The organism is Vibrio albus, assembly GCF_003144035.1.
Lineage (GTDB): Bacteria > Pseudomonadota > Gammaproteobacteria > Enterobacterales > Vibrionaceae > Vibrio > Vibrio albus.
Genome location: NZ_QFWT01000001.1, coordinates 54345 through 71544, shown reverse-complemented (window position 1 = coordinate 71544; position 17200 = coordinate 54345). Strand labels below are relative to the sequence as shown.

The window sequence follows — 17200 nt, the reverse complement described above, 5'->3', positions numbered from 1 at the left end:
CGTTAAGTGAGATGATAGAAATACATAAATTACACAAAAAATACGGTGATCAGGTGGTTGTGGATCAGGTGTCTGCTAGTTTCTCTAAAGGAAAGGTTACCTCTATTATTGGGCCTAATGGTGCAGGGAAAAGTACGCTTCTGTCGATAGCGAGCCGATTGCTGTCTGCAGATAATGGCCATGTTGTCATAGAAGGTAAAGCCATCAATGACTGGAATACCACGGAGCTGGCCAAAACTCTGTCGGTACTCCGGCAGTCTAATAACGTTACTATGCGCTTTACGGTGAGGGAGATGGTTGCCTTCGGACGATTTCCATATAGTCATGGGAGGCTAACGAAATTTGATCAGAAGGTGATTGACCAGGCGATAGATTATCTGGATCTTCGGGATATTCAGTCTTGCTATATGGATGAGCTGAGCGGAGGTCAGCGCCAGTTAGCCTATATTGCCATGGTTATTGCTCAGGATACGGATTATATCTATCTGGATGAGCCTCTTAATAATCTGGATATTAAGCACTCCCTGCAGATAATGCGAGTACTACGTGAAATGTCCAGAGAACTGAATAAGGCGGTAATTTTAGTTATCCATGATATTAATTTTGCCTCTTGTTATTCCGATACTCTAATCGCATTAAAAAAAGGTAAGCTCAAAGCGCAGGGATCCGTTTATGAGGTCATAAGAAGTGATGTGCTTACCAGTATCTATGAAACACCATTTATTATTAATGAGGTGAACGGAAAGCGTATCTGTATGTATTACTAGAGTTAATATGAATGAAGACAAATAGGCTGATAACAACAAGCCTGTTTATTTTAGAAACCCTTAATATTGTGCAGTTGTTATATTCAAAATATTTGAATTAAGTAATCAAATATTTCCGATGTTAATATGGAGAAATGCATCCATAATAGAAAAAATAAGAGTGATCTGCATCATAGAACGTGATGTGACCAAGGAGTTAGGTATGAGCGGGGATGTCCGGAATTATAATCTTGTTGCCAGGATCATTCACTGGGTGAGTGCCGTTGTGGTACTTGGTATGTTTGTTCTCGGCTTGTGGATGGTCGATCTCACCTACTACAGTGAATGGTATAAAGTAGCACCTTTCTGGCATAAATCGGTCGGTATTCTGCTGGCCATGTTGACCTTATTCCGATTGATCTGGAAGCTTTTAAAACCATCCCCACAAATAGAAGGGAAGCGCTATGAAGTTATTCTGGCGACCAGCGCACACCATGTGATGTACCTGCTTCTGTTCGTCCTTTTTTTTTCCGGTTATCTGATTTCAACGTCTGACGGGCGGGGGATTGAAGTGTTTAACTGGTTTACCGTTCCGGGAGCCGGAGAGCTGTTCCCTCATCAATCTGATATTGCGGGTCGGGTTCATTACTATGTTGCTTTGGGCCTTATCGGCCTCGTTGCAATACATGTATTGGCAGCACTCAAACATCACTTTATTGATAAAGACAATACATTACGCAAAATGACAGGAGCTGCGAAATGAAAAAACTGTTACGGACAACAAGCCTGATTTCTGTACTTGCTTTGCCTTTAAACGCAATGGCGGCTGATTATGTTATCGATACCTCAAATGCTCACGCTTCGGTAAACTTTAAAGTGAGCCACTTGGGCTACAGCTTTATAAAAGGCCGTTTTAACACATTCAGCGGAGAGTTTTCTTATGATGCAGACAATCTGACCGCGTCTAAAGTGAATGTTACCGTTGACACAACCAGCCTGGACACCAACCACGCGGAGCGTGACAAGCACATCCGCAGTGATGACTTTATCTACGCCAGCAAGTTTCCGGAAGCTAAGTTTACCAGTACCCGTGTGACTGAGCTAAGTGATGGCAAACTGGCCATTAACGGTGATCTCGCCCTGCATGGAAAAACCAGACCAATTACTATCGAAGCCAGTTTTATTGGTGAGGGTAAAGACCCGTGGGGCGGTTACCGGGTAGGCTTTGTGGGCAAGACCAGACTTGAACTGGCTGATTTTGATATCACAGTTATGGGGCCCGCCAGTTATGTGGATATGGAGCTGTATGTAGAAGGGATACGTCAGTAGGCGTTAGAAGTCCCACCCCCTATCAACGTAATCTTGAAGCTCATGCCACAGGCATGAGCTTTTTACTTTCTCTGATTAGTCTTCTTGAGCGGTCAGTGCTCAGTCTGCTTTTTCAATATTCATTAATCAGCTCAAGTCACATTCTTCTCTTAATGGGGCAATATTCCGTTTTAAGCTCATTGTATCATCACTAATAGCACCAGGCAGATTTTTATCTGTTTGAGACCCTGAGTAGACTTGACGATCTTTTGACATTTCTATCACTTCATTCTGTTGATAAAATAGTCAACAATAAGATATTATCCACAGCCCTATATTTGTGCTAAGCCTTGTCATATAAGGGAATAGTGTTGAGTATCACTGTTGATACAAATATTAATAAAACCTGGAACGAAGCTCAAACATTAACCTGTTTTTGTATAGATCTTGCTCATCCCCTCTGTTAACATACTTTCAACTTAGTCACAGGCTGAATAGGATTTGGTCCTGACTTTTTAAGCATGGATGTATTATTTTAGGTAAGTATTTTGCGTATGTTTAATGTTCACACCCAACCCCGTTTCTCGCTGCCCGGAGTAGTTAAGTATTTTATCTGTGGCTTACTGTTCCTCACGTTTTCTGCTTCTGCTGAAGTAACGCTGTCTACAACAGGAGCGCAAAATACCTTAGTTCTAATGGTGAACTTTCAGGAGAATCCTGATGAACAGCCGTTGACACAAGTACAAGCTAGTGAACTGGTATTTGGCGAGGTAAATCAGTTTTATCAGGAAAACTCCTATGGGCAGACATGGCTAACAGGTCAGGTTGCCGGTTGGCTTAACCTTCCGATATCAAATCAGATATGTGACTTCGGTGCAGTTCAGGCAGCAGCAGATGATCAGGCACAAGCGCAGGGAATCTCTGTCACCAGTTATGATCGCGTAATCTATTTAATGACGAAAACATCCTGCATATCTGAAGGTATGGCAACTAAGGATGGGGTACCAACGCGCACATATATCAATGGTGTATTTACTGCGAGAGTCATTGCGCATGAATTGGGACACAATTTTAGTTTGTACCACTCTCATGCTCTGGACTGCGGGGATCAAACAATTTCTGATACTTGTACCGTAATGGAGTACGGTGATACTTATGATGTGATGGGGGGATCAGATATTGGTTATCTGAATACTTTCCAGAAAGAGCAGTTGGGCTGGTTAGAGGGTGGATATTCTTCTGTCATAACAGAGGTCACTCAGGACGGTACTTATTCAATTGCTAACTATGAAACTCAAGGTTTTGATCAACCGCTCACAATTAAGGTACCACGTGGTATTAACCCTGATTCAGGTTTAATGAGTTATTTTTATATCGAATACAGACAAGCAGTCGGTTTTGACAGCTTCCTGGCAGACCGTTCTTATACTTATTTTCGTGATGATGTAACCGATGGTGTTGTCATCCGTATTGCTGATGAAGGTGATGCAACCAGCAGTTACCTTTTGCATTTAAAGACAGATTCTCAGTATAAAGACATTTACGGAAGGAACGACTGGTACGACCCGGCAATGCCTGTTGGGGGTAGCTATACGGATCCTTTATCAGGTACAACATTAAACCTGGTGAGTGCAGCAAACGGTATTGCGGAAGTGAGTGTTACACTAGGCTCTGCAAACACGTCAGCACCTGATACCACAACACCGGCAGAAGAAACACCGGTAACAGAACCTGCACCAATCGCTGTAAATGATGTTGTCGTCATCAATAGTAAAACTTCTGTGGATATCGATGTATTAGCTAACGATAGCAATTTGTCAGCCTCATGGCTGGTAGCTTTCTCTCAGCCAAAATGGGGAACGGTTGAGCAATTATCCGACGGAACACTGCGTTATATACCAGGTAAGAAATTTAGAACCAGTGATAGCTTTAGCTATACTATAACCAATGGTACCTTATCTTCTACAGCTACCGTCAGTATTAGTTTAGAAGAGGCTGTCGTAGATAATACGGATAGCACAGACAGTACGAAGAAAGTCCCACCGGGTAAGAATAAATAAGACATTCCGATGTCCCGTCCTAAAATACGTTGATAAATAAGTAAAAAGCCTGGTGACTAATCACCAGGCTTTATCTATATAACTTAACAAGTTATGTTCTATTCTGTTGGGCAATCCGGGCAGTCAGGGCAAAGTTTACATGTTGCTTCTACCTGTATAGCTTCAACGAGATCACCATAGATTGCTGTGTAACCCATAGCGTCCATTCTATCGCTAAAGTGCCTTACTTGGTCAGCAGATACACCATCGGGAGCGACATCTGTAGTAGGTTCTGGAATATAGCTACCTGAATATGGCGTACAGGATGATGGTGCAAGATCACCGATATCAATAGTGTCGTATAGACCATCATGTTCTTCGGTAAGCACAACATCAATGAGTTTAATTTCAGAGTCATTACATACTTGTCCAGAGTAATCAACTCTCAGTCCATAAGCTCCTGAGTCGTTTGCTTCTACCAGTACATCACAATCTTTTTCAACGTACATTGATCCTGGAACTGACAAACCGGGACATGCTGCATCATCTGACTCTTCAAGTGCAACCGGGCCACCATCTACAATTGCAGCGGTGACACTTGCCCAGTTGGTGATTTCACTGGTCAGAGTTTCAAATGAACCGGTAAAGGTTGCAGTTTCACCAGCTCCCAATACATCTAAGCTAAACATATAATCGCCAATCGGAGTTTGTTCACCTGCAGTGGTATCAACTACTTCTATATCAAAAACATTACCAAAACCAGTATTTTCAACTAAGATACTGTAGTTGTATACAATAGCGTCACCGGTAGCGTTTAGATCTCCTGTTGGACAAGTTTTTGTGATTTCAATACCGCATAGTTCAAAATCACGCAAAACAAAGTCTTTCAATTGGGCTGTAAATGAGCTGGATGAGCGAGTTTCCGCCATAAAGCTACTGAAGCAGGTATTGCCAACAATCTGGCTCAGATTAATACCACCCTCAAAGAAGCTTTCGTAAGGGAATATATTGGGAACACCTGCTTTAGGGGTATATGCCCATGGGGATGCTGTGTCCACGAGGTTGGATATCGCACATGCATCATCATTCGTATATTCTTCATTACACTTAGCATCAAGCGTTGTATCGTCTAACTGGGCTTCTAAACGCAGATTTTTGGCGGCACAATCACCGGGCATTGCGTCTTTAGTACCTTTACTACAGGTAGGATCCCATGAAATAACAGCGAGATAAGGAACAGCCCCGGAAGCTTGAGGATAGTTCACCAGTACTAATACATCACCGACTTTGTGTTCACCAACAAACTTACCATTGTCTAGACCAATTTGATCTTGGAAGAACCAGAATCCCATAAAAGCATCACCGCTATTTGCAAAACGGTCAGCACCAAAGTAAATAACCAGATCATCTACTAATGGGTCAGCATCGCTAGGGATACCATATGCTGCTGCATAGGCATTAGTAATGTCATCTTTATCCGGTACAGAGCCATCTTTATAGGACCATGCAGGAATATCTAAGATATCTTTATCACCACCACCATGGATTGATTGTGGTGATGGGTCAGCAACTATACCTGTAAAGACATGGGCACTTCCGCCACCACTGTGTAGAGTTTCCCAGTCATCCCCAGTTACAGCAACTTCTTCCAACGCATTGCCATCCAGTTCGAAGTTCTCATCTACCGCAAAAGCATTTGCGTTAAGGGAACCTAACCCAAATATCAGACCCACTAATAAGGTCTGAATTGTGATTTTTAGCCTTGTAAAGTCCATATACTAACCTCCTCTAAAATAACCGACACAGGTTCAATTTATTTGCCTGTGTCTGCCGCTTTTCCCCGGAGCCAGATATTGAAATGAATACAGCATTAGAAATCGTTACAATGCCGGAGCAGGGACGTTAGAGTAACGCAAAGTCTATGCCTTATTCTTAATTTATTGATTTTAAATAATTATCTTAATTTTTAGTGTGTGAATACGTTAGGGGTTAACACTTATTGAACACAGGTGTAAAACAATATGTAAAAAAGAGAAGAAGTATAGTTAGTATTTTCAAGTGGATACTGAAAAGAGGTGTTTTAGCGGAGGTGTACAGGACGACAAATATGAAGTTTACAGGGTTTACAGGTTCAACCGGGCCTTTATATTGTATTTTTTAATAAGTTTATATAGCGTTGTCCTAGAAATACACAGGTCCCTGGCGACTGCTGAAATATTATTATTATTCCTAAACATAGCATTCAACAATGTATCAGAACCTATAGATTTGTGTTCTTGGGGAACATCGCTATTTTCTGCATTCTGAGAAAGTGTGATTCCTAAGTCTTTTTCAGTAATTATTTCCCCGTCAGACATGACAACGCCTCGTTGAACCCGGTTTTTAAGTGATCGAACATTACCCGGCCACTCATATTTCAGCATGGCTTCAATAGCTGAAGGAGAAAAAGACTTTGGTGATTCTTGAGAGGTGTATTGCTGCAAAAAATGATTGGCCAACAGTTCAATATCCTCTCTGCGCTCTTTCAATGCCGGAACCTGGATTCTTAAGATATTAAGCCGGTGGTAGAGGTCTTCTCTGAATGTACCTTTATCAACCGCTTGTTCTAAATTCACGTGGGAGGCAAATATCACCCGACAGTCAACAGGGACTAATGACTCCCCACCCAGACGTTGAATCATATGATCATCGAGAAATTTCAATAAATTAATTTGGGCTTCCATGCTTAAATCGCCAATCTCATCAAGAAACAGAGTGCCGCGATCTGCTCTTTCGATATAACCTATGTGTCTTTTTCCTGCACTGGTAAAGGCACCTTTTTCATAACCAAATAGTTCCGCATGGAGTAGGTTTGTTGGTAGTGCCGCACAATTGACGGAAATAAATGGCCCCTGACTTCTTTTGGAATGTTCATGCAACCAGTGAGCGCATAACCCTTTTCCTGAACCGGTTTCCCCGCATATTAAGACTGTGGCATCAACTTGGGCCATTTTTGTCAGTGAAGATGTCATTTCCTTAATAGCAGGAGAGTGACCGAAGAAATAGTCTCTTTTTTGTATTGTCTGGCAGGGAGTTTTTTTCGCACAATGCCTCAGCTTGGCCATCCCAAGAGCATGCCCCAATGTATGTCCGAGCATTGACCAGTTAATAGGCAAATGGTAATAATCAAAGAAAAAAGAGGGATTCTGTTTAACAAACGGACACTCCTGGAATTTATTATCGAGTGAGACAGCAATCCAGACCAGGTTTTCATTCAGCGCATTAATGCGGGTTAGCGCCGAGTAAGTTGGTTGTTGTTTTTCTGCTGTCATTAAGGCAACGGCGATGCTTATTTTCTGCCTCGTAAGGGCCCGAAAAGCCTGATCACAGGAAGTCACACAAATACATTCCCAGCCGATATTGGCAAGGCGTTTTTCATAGTCGAGAGCGTCCCCGGTCAAATTAAGTAGCAAAACCGGTCTGCTCTCTTTACTGTGTGCTCTGACCATTTTAGTCATAGTGGTTACGCAAATACTCCGCATTATTAGACATATTCGGAGCAACTTCTGCTAGTTGCTTCATCTAACTATTTGTTTAAACTATCGTACATCACAACAAATTTGTTAGTGAAAATATGTAGCTTTGTTGATACAAATATAAATTATTCCCCTTGACAGGCTGAATACTAAAACGAAAGTTAAGGCTTGGTTTCAAAACATTTTTTCGGATTGGGGACAATGTCTACTTATATCGAGAAGGATGCAGATTTTATACACAATAGCTGCCTATACAGGTATATATTCGGTGTCAGCTTGACGGGAGAGCACCATACTAGGCTAGGGTTTAAAAAGTAAACACTTCTTGGGAGGTAAAGGATGATGAAAAAATTACTATTGATTGCTCTGACATTGTTTGCGTTTCCGTCTGTTGGATCAGAAAGAGCGCAGGAAGCCTGGAAGCTAATCAACGAGGGGGCGATGGTGGTTGACGTGCGTACCCCCGAAGAATTTAATCAGAAGCATTTACCTAATGCTGTGAATATTCCCCTGAAAACGTTGCCTGACAGTCTTGGCTCCTTACCGAAAGACTCTTGGATAGTTGTTTATTGCCGATCAGGAAACCGATCCGGCCAGGCACTAGAGTTCATGGAGGAGCAGGGTTTTTCTCAGGTGCATAACGGAGGAGGGCTGCGAGAGCTGCTCGCTTCTGAGTAACAACAGGACGTGATGAAAGGCAGGCTTGTCCTGATATTTTTCGATTTTAAAAGTACATTTATAGATGAGGTAAACTTCATGAAATTAATGCTTACAGCTGTAGCTATAGCTCTTCTTCTTAGCGGGTGCGCAGAAACATGGAAGGGTGTTAAAAAAGATTCATCCACAATCTGGGATGAAACCAAAGAGACGACAAGCGAGGCTGTTCAGAGTACAAAAGAGGCGATTCACGAGGCTACTGAGTAATAGCAAATTTAAGACAGGAATAAGAAGAAAGGTTGCACGGTGGCAACCTTTTTTGTTTCAGTGACAGTATGTTATAAATACCCACATAATTTAGCTTTACTCAGGCAGGCGATGGTTTTGGCATCGGTAATCTCTCCTGACATGATTTTTGTTTCTAATTCGTCGAGTGAGAACGTTGTAACATTAATAACCTCATCATCGTCGCATGATAAGCGCTGAGTGTTACTTAGCTGCTCAGCAATAAACAGGTACTGTATTTCATTGCAAAAGCCGACCATAGGGGTCATCTGACCTAATTCCGTAAAGATTTCCGCGCTGAACCCTGTTTCTTCTTCCAGTTCTCTTTTTGCACAAGCTAAAGGAGACTCCTGATTTTCTATTGTTCCTGCTGGCAGCTCCAACAACCAACTTTTTAGCGAAGGGCGGTACTGGTTAACAAGAATCACTCGCTTATCTTCGGTTACCGGCAGAATTACGGCCGCTCCCGGATGAACGATCGTGGTATGCGTGATTTTTTTACCGGTTGGCAACACGACATCATCTTCAATCAGAGAAATGGTTTTCCATGTATGAATCGTTTTACTCATAATTAATCTGTACCTTTGGTTCTGTTTTAATCGCCGAAAAAGTCGTTAATGCTCGCTATATTCAAAAACAGATTCATCAACACTGGTCTATAATTAAATCTATCATTATAAATAACCTGACAATATGACATTACATATTGTTTTTTCATTACATTTTTAGTGTCTTGGTCGTTGGCTTCCTGTTTATGGGAGTCTCAAATGATAGAAATAACAACAAAATCACTACTTATTGCCCCTTTGTTTACTGCGATATTACTATCGGGTTGTGTCAACTATTCACCAGACGAAAAAATCTACTTCCAAGCCCGATCAAACTTCCGATATCAGAGTGATATTAACAATGAATTGAGAGTTTATCCTGACATTTCACAACCATTTTATGGAGACTGCGAAGATTTTGCCTTTACTTTGCAGCAACAGATTGGTGGAAAAGTATGGCATGTAAAGCTAAAAAACCGTAACCACCACGCTGTGTTGGTCAAAAATGGCATGGTATATGATTTAAACTATAAAATTTTGAGAGATATCTATCCAGCCCAGTTTATACAAGAAATGCAATCACAGTGGTGGAAACAGAGTCGTAAATAAAATGCGCATGGGGAACACTGCCTCTTTTGTTATGGCATAAAAATTCAAGTTAGGGAACTACTGTATTTTACCACCCCTCTAAAGTGGTGATAAGTGATACTGTAACTTGTATGCAGAAAAATGAATCATTATTGATAGTCTGGTTTGTGCTGGTGGTTGTAGTGTATTGATATATAAGGAATGCAGTGGATTACAGGCATAAAAAAAAGAGACTGAATATTCAGTCTCTCTCTTTAAAATTTGGTGGGTCCGGGCGAACTCGAATCGCCGACCCCTACCATGTCAAGATGAAGCTAAATTTTACTAATTTAACGATGTAAAACAATAAGATAGTTAAATTATTGATGGTCAAGAATTGTATCAAAGAACGCAAAACACTTAAAACCTACGCATAATAAAAACAATAAGTTACGTTTTTAAAACTACTGTATATTACCCTGGCAAATTTGCGTAACTATATAAGAGAAATGCATAGTAAAAATGCCACACGTGCCGAATTCCTTTTAAATGCTTAAGTTTATTTTGGAATACTACGATAAAGCCACTCTAAGTAAACTATTTGTAAAATCTTAGTCAAACCTGAAGAACCGTGCCTCCAATAGATTTTAAACCCCCCAAGATCTACACCTAAATACTTAATTTCTACAATTCCCTCGGGGTTAATTGGATAATAGAATTACAGAGTAGTGCCGATGGTATCAGAGAAGGCTTAAAACCACTTATTTCCGGAAACATATCAGACGCATTTCCATATCCTGGAACATGCTTCCAACCTTTGGATGCACGTCCTGGAGCGATTAAGAATTTATTAGCATTAGGTACAAACTCACCGGAAGCATTCAATAACTGAGGCAAAACTATTTCATAAGCCAATACTTCAATTTCTATTCTTTCAGTTTCGGTATGCCTACCACAAATATAGTTGTTCAGTCATTGCATCTCTCAGGGAGTAAACTAAAACACGTTTGCGACAATAGTTTGTCCGCCAATTCATATGTTTCATTCGCTTTAAAGAGCTCTCCATGACAACGCTTATCACCCGTTGATATTGCGGTATCAAAGATTTCTAGTGCGAATCGAATCGAATCGCCGACCCCTACCATGTCAAGACATATAGAATAGAATTTACTAAATCCTCTGCGCCCTGTCATAATCGGAAAACTCGCTTAATTACAATTAATTACTTATGATTAGTGACTCATTTTTGAGCCATAGTAGGTGGTTTTGGTTGAAATTTGGTCACATTATGGTGACTATATCAAAGTAACTAAATAGTGATATGACAATGGTGGGTTTTGACTTCAAATCCGCTTGGGAGAGAGTATGGTTGATTCGTTAGCAGCGTTAGACACAAAACTAAAAAGTCAAATGAGCCTCACTGAGGTATCTCTCGATAGTATCTTCTTTGATGACGAGTTGGAAGCGCTTATCAACAACGCAAATCCGTTTTCTTCCGTGAAGGCCGTATCAGAAAAAAATCTACTCAATGCATACCCATTCACTTATCTTTGTTACCAGTCGACAATGATCGGCTACCGCTATCGAAAACGCATAATGCTCGTTAGCGGCTGCTTTACCGCAAAAACGTTGTTTACGGCGCAAGCGATGCAGCAATTACCGCAGGATTTTCAGGCCCCGATGTTCGTTTTAAATAAGAAACCGCCACAAATGATTCGCCGCCAAATGGCGCAATTTGACCTAAGCAATAACTTGATTAACAAATGCTTTGTGAGTGATTCTCGTAAAATCGGCCAATACTTGCGTGCTTGGTTTTCACAGCAAGCGGGGAAGAAAAGCATCTATCAATCGGAAGAGTGGCAAGCGCTCTACCCAGAGCTCAACACCAGTCAAAAACTAGCTGAATTTTTAAGCATCTCGAAAAAGGAGTTGTGATGGATGCGAAAAGTTTCCCGAGCGAAATAGACATTGCAAATCTCATTCAATCGAGTGATGAAGCTGTAATTGGAGAGGTACACAACTTTCTCGAACATATCGAATGTCCTCCCGATTTTCGCGGACTGAGAGTAGTTGCAAGCTTTTTGGAACGTTTAGTCGCTGTCTATCCGGCTTTTTTTATGCAGGTAATGCAGTTTGATGTGGGACATTTTGAGAACCTTGGGACGGCTGATACGCGGCAGTGGCCTCAAATCGACACTAAACCTGTGGCGAGGGGGTGGATGTCTCAGCGCCCCGTATATTCATTATTACTGACGTTTGCCAAGCTCGATTTTGCGGAGGCATCAAGACCAATACTCCTATTCTTAAGACACTACTTTGAACATGAAATCGTGATTGCGACTCATGGTCGAGAGGAAAAGGCCTTTCGTGCCTTTCGGATAACACTGAAAACGCGAGAGTTTGACTTGGCCAGCGTCTCTTCAGACGAAGCACAGCAAAATACGTTGCAACTTGCGGTGCTACTCGATGAGTTACAGTCTGTTGAAGAATCACAGCGCAATTTGACATTAGAAGGCTATGTACGTGAGCTTAAGCATTTTTACTCTCTAGACTGGCGAGCCAATCAGACTCGGCGAATAAGGCGCAAAAAGAGCTATCGAGCTCCATATCGGGGCAGAAAATTTGAACGTATTACGGGCAGTGACAGCTTATACGCCTTACAAATCCAGCCTGACAAACTCGATGAGGCTCAGATAGAAAATGGGGTTGAGTCGCTCGAAGATGTTCCGCCATGTGCGGTCGTCATGGTTGAGCCTGAAGCCAAGAGTAAACCTAGGCATGAAGAGCCTGATATTGCGCAAATTAAAGACCAAGATAAGCTGAAGGCAACACAACGATCCATCAGTCAAAATACGGGGCGCGCCCACAATATAAACGCAATGCACCGGACGGTGCTTCAGCCGCATGAGTTAGTTATTTTGTGGCAAGAGCTGACCTTAACAAAACGCAAACCCATCAGTGGGCTTGAACCGAAATACGTTCAGCAAACCCTACTACTGAGTTTGTTAACAACTCGCACTCTAGATGAGTTAAAAGCGTTTTATGTTATTGAAAGTGAGGCATCTGATGGCGTAGGTGTGTTTGAAAATGAGGGGATGTGGTATTGGAAAAACGAAGTGAAACCGACCGCCAATCGTGGAAAACATTCGGCCAGTCCCCACCTAAAAAAAACAAATGCGTACGCGGTGATACAACTGCCGTTTGAGTTGGCTAGCGTTTTAGGGTTAAGTGAAAGACATGTTGGGGATTGTATTGTTCAACGTGTAACTGCACTTAAAAAAGCGGCCAAACAATTTTATCACTCACTTAACAACAAGCATCAAGTGCAGATAAATCAAACCCGAGTTGAGCGATTTTTAGTGAACTTTAATCAAGCCACTGGTTGTATTGATCCCGTTTGTTTGGAAGTGCTGCGTGGTGCGGGATATTACACTCGCGCTACGCGCCATTATGCATGGAACAGTGATGAAGATTTAAATTTGGCTATCGGCAAATTGTGGCAGGTGATGTTTGATTATATGGGCCAATATGCGTTAGAGAGAAAGTTGCAGCTTACTTACCTGCCGTTTGATGTCGATAAGGAGAGAGGCGTTGGCTCTCAATTTACTCCAACCAGTGAGAGTGTACGTCAGTTTGTCGCTGAGCTAATAGTGCCGCTTACCAATAAATCGCCACATGATGCCAGCATTTCAATTAAATCCGCGATTGATTATCACAACCATTACACGCTATATACTTTGTATATGCTCCTCAATGCGACGGGCTACCGTGCAGTGCACAATCCACTTCCCAGCTTCTCTTTGCACTTAAAACGCTTTGGACTTTTAGGCATTTCAGATAAGGATGCAAGTAAAAATCTAGCTCACTCGAGAGTGGTTGTCGTGCCAGAGATGCTAACCAAACAGTTAGAGTTTTATCAACGACACTGTGAGGTACTCGGTTCACTGCTTACTGGTTTATACCCAACAGAGTCCAAGTCGATGCTTGGGCAAAGTAATAACTATTCATTAAGCCACATTGAAGGTAGTGCAGAGCGTCTCGATTGGTTGCACACTGTGAAGCACTCAACAGGCAATGATGGGAACTTCCTGCTATTTGATACGAAAGAGGAAGGGAAGTTCAAAAGTGTCAATGCGGGGCCTGGTGAAATGGAAAAACGTCACGCATCAAGCGTATTACTGCCATATAACTTTGGGCGGCACTATGTGCGTCGCTATTTGCAGCTCCAACATGTTCCGCAAGAGTGGGTGCAATTTCAGCTTGGGCATTTCAATTATGGCGAACTAGCGTTAGGGCATTACTCATCACTTGACCACTTTGAAGTAGCGGCCTCCTTAGTGCCGATTCTTGGCACGATGCTCGAAGAGTTAGGGTGGGAGCCCATACCATCAATGCTCACAAGGGGGCGCAAGTGAAAGAGGCTCTTGCTAGTGTGGTTCGCACTCGTTATTTAAAAAAAGCGTATCAAGCGATGCCAGACTATCTAAAGCAGTGTGAGCTGATAGATGCGTCGCACTCAGATATTAAAGACTGGATTGAGAAGGTGTACCGTTTTAGCTTTTCGCTACTTGTTGATAAAGGTGACAGTGTCACTCAAGAGAGCGTTCGCAAGGTGATATCCAAATTTCCCAAGCCATTTCATATCAATGCGCTTCACACCAAATTGTTTCAACTGCTTCTGTTTCTTATCGAGCAAGAACTTGGTATTAAGAGTCCACCGTTGCCACAGTTTGTGGAAATTAAACCTGAACAACCTATCATCACCCTTGCGCCTATGCTGGACTCTGGTTTGCACGAGCGACTATATGCTGCGCTGGAAGATGAGCGAGTAATTATTAAGTACTTACGCTCTCCCCAAGAATACAGTGCCATCATAGTACTGTGGCTGTATTTAAAAGAGGGGCTTCGTTACGCACGCCAAATAGATGAATTGCTCAACAGCGAAACGGCACTGTTTTGCATCGATAGGCACTGGTTTTATCAAGATGGCGATAGACGGTATTGGATCTCACCGATGGGAGAACTGATGTTAAGCGCTTGGCGCAAAAGTAGCGTGCACTTGCAAGGAACACCTCAAAGCCTTATTGAGCGGTGGGCCAAAGCTAACTACATCATTTCTCCTTATCAAAAATTGCGCATTGCGATGCTCAAGCAGGGCTATCAACTGGAAGCACTGTTTCTGGCCAGTCCCATTGAAATGGGCGCGATCACCTCTTTGCATGCTAATACCCTATTAGATCAAAATACTTTGTACCGAATGATAACGGGAAACCGAGTCGATATTGCTCAAGAGGAAAATCAGAGTGAAAACGTGACCAAACGCCAGCAAACGGCGTGGTTTGCGTCTACAGGGCTTAACAAAACTAAGATCCCTACAAAAAAATCGCGAACTATGTCATTGACGGTTTCGCAGCAGTTGGCTGATATTGAGCATTTCACTGTGCGCCTTGAAAAGTTGCCAGCAAAAGCCTCGCAACACAGGGCAGCAGAAATAAAACCGGAGCTTCGATCTTGGCTCGAAAATGCGAAACATTCTGCTAGAAAACCATGGGTTTGGCTGGTACTAGCATGGCTTTACAAACTGCTTTCCGAAGGGGGGAGACATAAAAAAACACTGCGTCTTAATACAATACGTAGCTACGTAAATTACGTGGCCAAACCATTCATTACCGAGTTTTCTGGTTGCAACGCTGCACTGTTAAGTAGTGAGGCATGGGCTGAAAAATTCAACATCACAGCCGAAGGAGTTAATGCTCCAAGCAAAAAAGGCTATGTGGTGTACTTCGCCGAGTTTCTGCTTGAAAGCGGTTTAGTGCCTAAGCTTTGCCTTTCGGACTTAGACATTCCTGTGGTGAAGGGGCAGGTAAGTGCGCATCTTCTCACACACCATGAAGCGGACAGGGTAATAGAGGAACTCAACAGGCTCACAGGTTCCCAAAGGCGGCAAGCCTTACTCATATTCTCACTTGGTTTTTACGCTGGATTGCGGCGAGGGGAAATTGCCGGACTGCAATACAAAGATTTTCATTACAATGAAACGCTAACGTACTTTACCCTGCACGTACGCGCTAATCGTTACCGTAGTTTAAAATCTCCGGATAGCGCTCGAAACTTGCCGTTAGATGCACTGCTGCCGATAGAAGCTCTATCTCAACTAAGAGAGTTTCTCGATAGTAGCCACACAGAGCAAACACGCACGATGAAGCTTTTTCGCAATGAAAGCGAAACGCAAGCGGCCTTTGATTTGGTGACGCAAACCATACAAGGCGTGACAGGTGACGATAGACTTCGTTTTCATCATTGTCGCCACTCGTTTTGCAACTGGATGTGGCTGAAAATGAATCAAAGCAAAGTTGTACATTTCACATACTTTTCATTTCTTAACCACCAATACTTTGATAATCCAAGCACCGAGCAGTTGTACCAGCGATTAGGCATATCTCCCTTTAGTCGCAAAAAGATGTGGGCGCTGTCGATGATGCTTGGGCATGCATCACCCGATACGACGATCTCTTCCTACTTTCATTTGGGAGATTTTTTAAGAAGAACTAAAGTGTCTAATCACACGCCAAGCATGCGTCTGTTACGTACATTCTGGGGGCAAAAGGCGCAGGCAAACGAGTTTGGACAGATCCAAATTAAACCAAGCATAAAAGAGTGCTATAACAGAGTGGTACCACAATCGTTTTGCCCAACTCTTCGCACTGACAGTTTTCAACTAACGGTACCAACACAGCAAAACATGAAACAAGACTGTGGTTCGCTTCCACTTTCCACTATTTGGCGTGTGATACGCCGAGCCGCAGTGGGACAAACTGCTGAATGGATCAGTGAAGATTTAAATATTCCAGTAACAACGGTTCTTCAATTACTTGAACTTGATAGCATGCTTACGCAAACCAGTCTTCCAAAATCGAAACACAAATTGGCACCGCATGTGAATTACACCAAGCTGAGTCGCAGTGATGTTAAGTACTTGGAAAACCTGATTCGCCGTTTTGATTATGCTCAAAAATTAGGACACCTAAAGGGCATTGAGCTTAAACAACTACTCGAACTGAGAAGTGATTTTGTAGCTGGCAAAGACTTTTTGCTGCGCACCACCAAGCAACAGCCAGTGGTAACGCTGCTTAAGTTGCTTAAAACAATGGGCATCAAAGAAGAGCTCATCAGCATAAAGTGGTACTTCCCAAGCCTTACATGTATGCAAAAAAAACAACTTGATGAGTATTATGCTCATTACCAATCGTGGGTGAAACTCATGTGCGAGCAAGCGGGCATCTGGCATGGTGAGATTAGAGTCTTGATACCCAAATCAGCCAATGCTTCTATCGTCAACATGTTTAAGGATGAACAAATCATTAAAAGTGACGATGGCTGTTTCTTACCATACCAAGAGTCAGGCTTTGTGAGTGTGCATGTTCGAAAAGAAAACGTCGTTGCTGAACAATCAGCAACGCATAAAGCTGCCAAGCTCAGACGAGGGAAGGGATTTGTGAGTTTTATGCGGTTAGTGATGATGCGTTTGTAGCGGA

Annotated in this window: 13 protein-coding genes; 10 read left to right on the top strand and 3 right to left on the bottom strand. The window is 42.4% G+C overall.

Annotated features, from left to right (window positions below; all coding sequences use genetic code 11):
• Positions 1-11 precede the first annotated feature (11 nt).
• The 4 genes from DI392_RS00235 (at position 12) to DI392_RS00220 (ending at position 4114) form a co-directional block, all read left to right on the top strand.
• Positions 12-767 (top strand): iron ABC transporter ATP-binding protein, encoded by a 756-nt coding sequence (locus tag DI392_RS00235; protein ID WP_109317904.1) that lies wholly within the window; start codon positions 12-14, stop codon positions 765-767.
• A 202-nt stretch (positions 768-969) separates the two neighbouring features.
• Positions 970-1509 (top strand): cytochrome b, encoded by a 540-nt coding sequence (locus DI392_RS00230; protein WP_109317903.1) that lies wholly within the window; start codon positions 970-972, stop codon positions 1507-1509.
• Entirely contained in the window at positions 1506-2075 is a 570-nt protein-coding gene (locus DI392_RS00225; protein WP_109317902.1) for a YceI family protein, read from the top strand. The genes DI392_RS00230 and DI392_RS00225 overlap by 4 nt, the downstream gene beginning before the upstream one ends.
• A 533-nt stretch (positions 2076-2608) precedes the next feature.
• A complete protein-coding gene (locus DI392_RS00220) occupies positions 2609-4114 on the top strand; it encodes an Ig-like domain-containing protein (RefSeq protein ID WP_109317901.1) in 1506 nt (501 codons plus the stop codon).
• A gap of 98 nt (positions 4115-4212) precedes the next feature.
• On the opposite strand, the gene DI392_RS00215 is transcribed toward DI392_RS00220, so the two are convergent.
• Together DI392_RS00215 and DI392_RS00210 are read right to left on the bottom strand one after the other, a co-directional pair.
• A complete protein-coding gene (locus tag DI392_RS00215; RefSeq protein WP_109317900.1) occupies positions 4213-5868 on the bottom strand; it encodes a hypothetical protein in 1656 nt (551 codons plus the stop codon).
• Between the two features lie 348 nt (positions 5869-6216).
• On the bottom strand, positions 6217-7590 hold the full coding sequence (locus DI392_RS00210; RefSeq protein ID WP_109317899.1) for a sigma-54-dependent transcriptional regulator: 1374 nt from the start codon (positions 7588-7590) through the stop codon (positions 6217-6219).
• A 360-nt stretch (positions 7591-7950) separates the two neighbouring features.
• Here DI392_RS00210 and DI392_RS00205 point away from each other — a divergent pair, with 360 nt between their 5' ends.
• Together DI392_RS00205 and DI392_RS00200 are read left to right on the top strand one after the other, a co-directional pair.
• The gene (locus tag DI392_RS00205; RefSeq protein WP_109317898.1) at positions 7951-8286 is read left to right on the top strand and encodes a rhodanese-like domain-containing protein; all 336 of its coding nucleotides are present in this window, start codon (positions 7951-7953) and stop codon (positions 8284-8286) included.
• A 12-nt stretch (positions 8287-8298) separates the two neighbouring features.
• The gene (locus tag DI392_RS00200) at positions 8299-8532 is read left to right on the top strand and encodes a hypothetical protein (RefSeq protein WP_245883884.1); all 234 of its coding nucleotides are present in this window, start codon (positions 8299-8301) and stop codon (positions 8530-8532) included.
• Between the two features lie 71 nt (positions 8533-8603).
• Here the strand turns inward: DI392_RS00200 and DI392_RS00195 are convergent, their stop codons facing one another.
• A complete protein-coding gene (locus tag DI392_RS00195; RefSeq protein ID WP_109317897.1) occupies positions 8604-9119 on the bottom strand; it encodes an NUDIX hydrolase in 516 nt (171 codons plus the stop codon).
• Between the two features lie 198 nt (positions 9120-9317).
• Between DI392_RS00195 and DI392_RS00190 the strand changes: the two genes are divergently transcribed.
• The 4 genes from DI392_RS00190 (at position 9318) to DI392_RS00175 (ending at position 17196) form a co-directional block, all read left to right on the top strand.
• Complete coding sequence (locus tag DI392_RS00190; RefSeq protein ID WP_109317896.1) at positions 9318-9707, top strand: hypothetical protein; 390 nt, start codon at positions 9318-9320, stop codon at positions 9705-9707.
• A gap of 1323 nt (positions 9708-11030) precedes the next feature.
• On the top strand, positions 11031-11600 hold the full coding sequence (locus DI392_RS00185) for a hypothetical protein (protein ID WP_109317895.1): 570 nt from the start codon (positions 11031-11033) through the stop codon (positions 11598-11600).
• Positions 11600-14080: a hypothetical protein gene (locus DI392_RS00180; protein ID WP_109317894.1), complete on the top strand. Its 2481-nt coding sequence runs from the start codon at positions 11600-11602 to the stop codon at positions 14078-14080. The genes DI392_RS00185 and DI392_RS00180 overlap by 1 nt, the downstream gene beginning before the upstream one ends.
• Positions 14077-17196: a tyrosine-type recombinase/integrase gene (locus DI392_RS00175; protein ID WP_109317893.1), complete on the top strand. Its 3120-nt coding sequence runs from the start codon at positions 14077-14079 to the stop codon at positions 17194-17196. The genes DI392_RS00180 and DI392_RS00175 overlap by 4 nt, the downstream gene beginning before the upstream one ends.
• Positions 17197-17200: the final 4 nt, after the last annotated feature.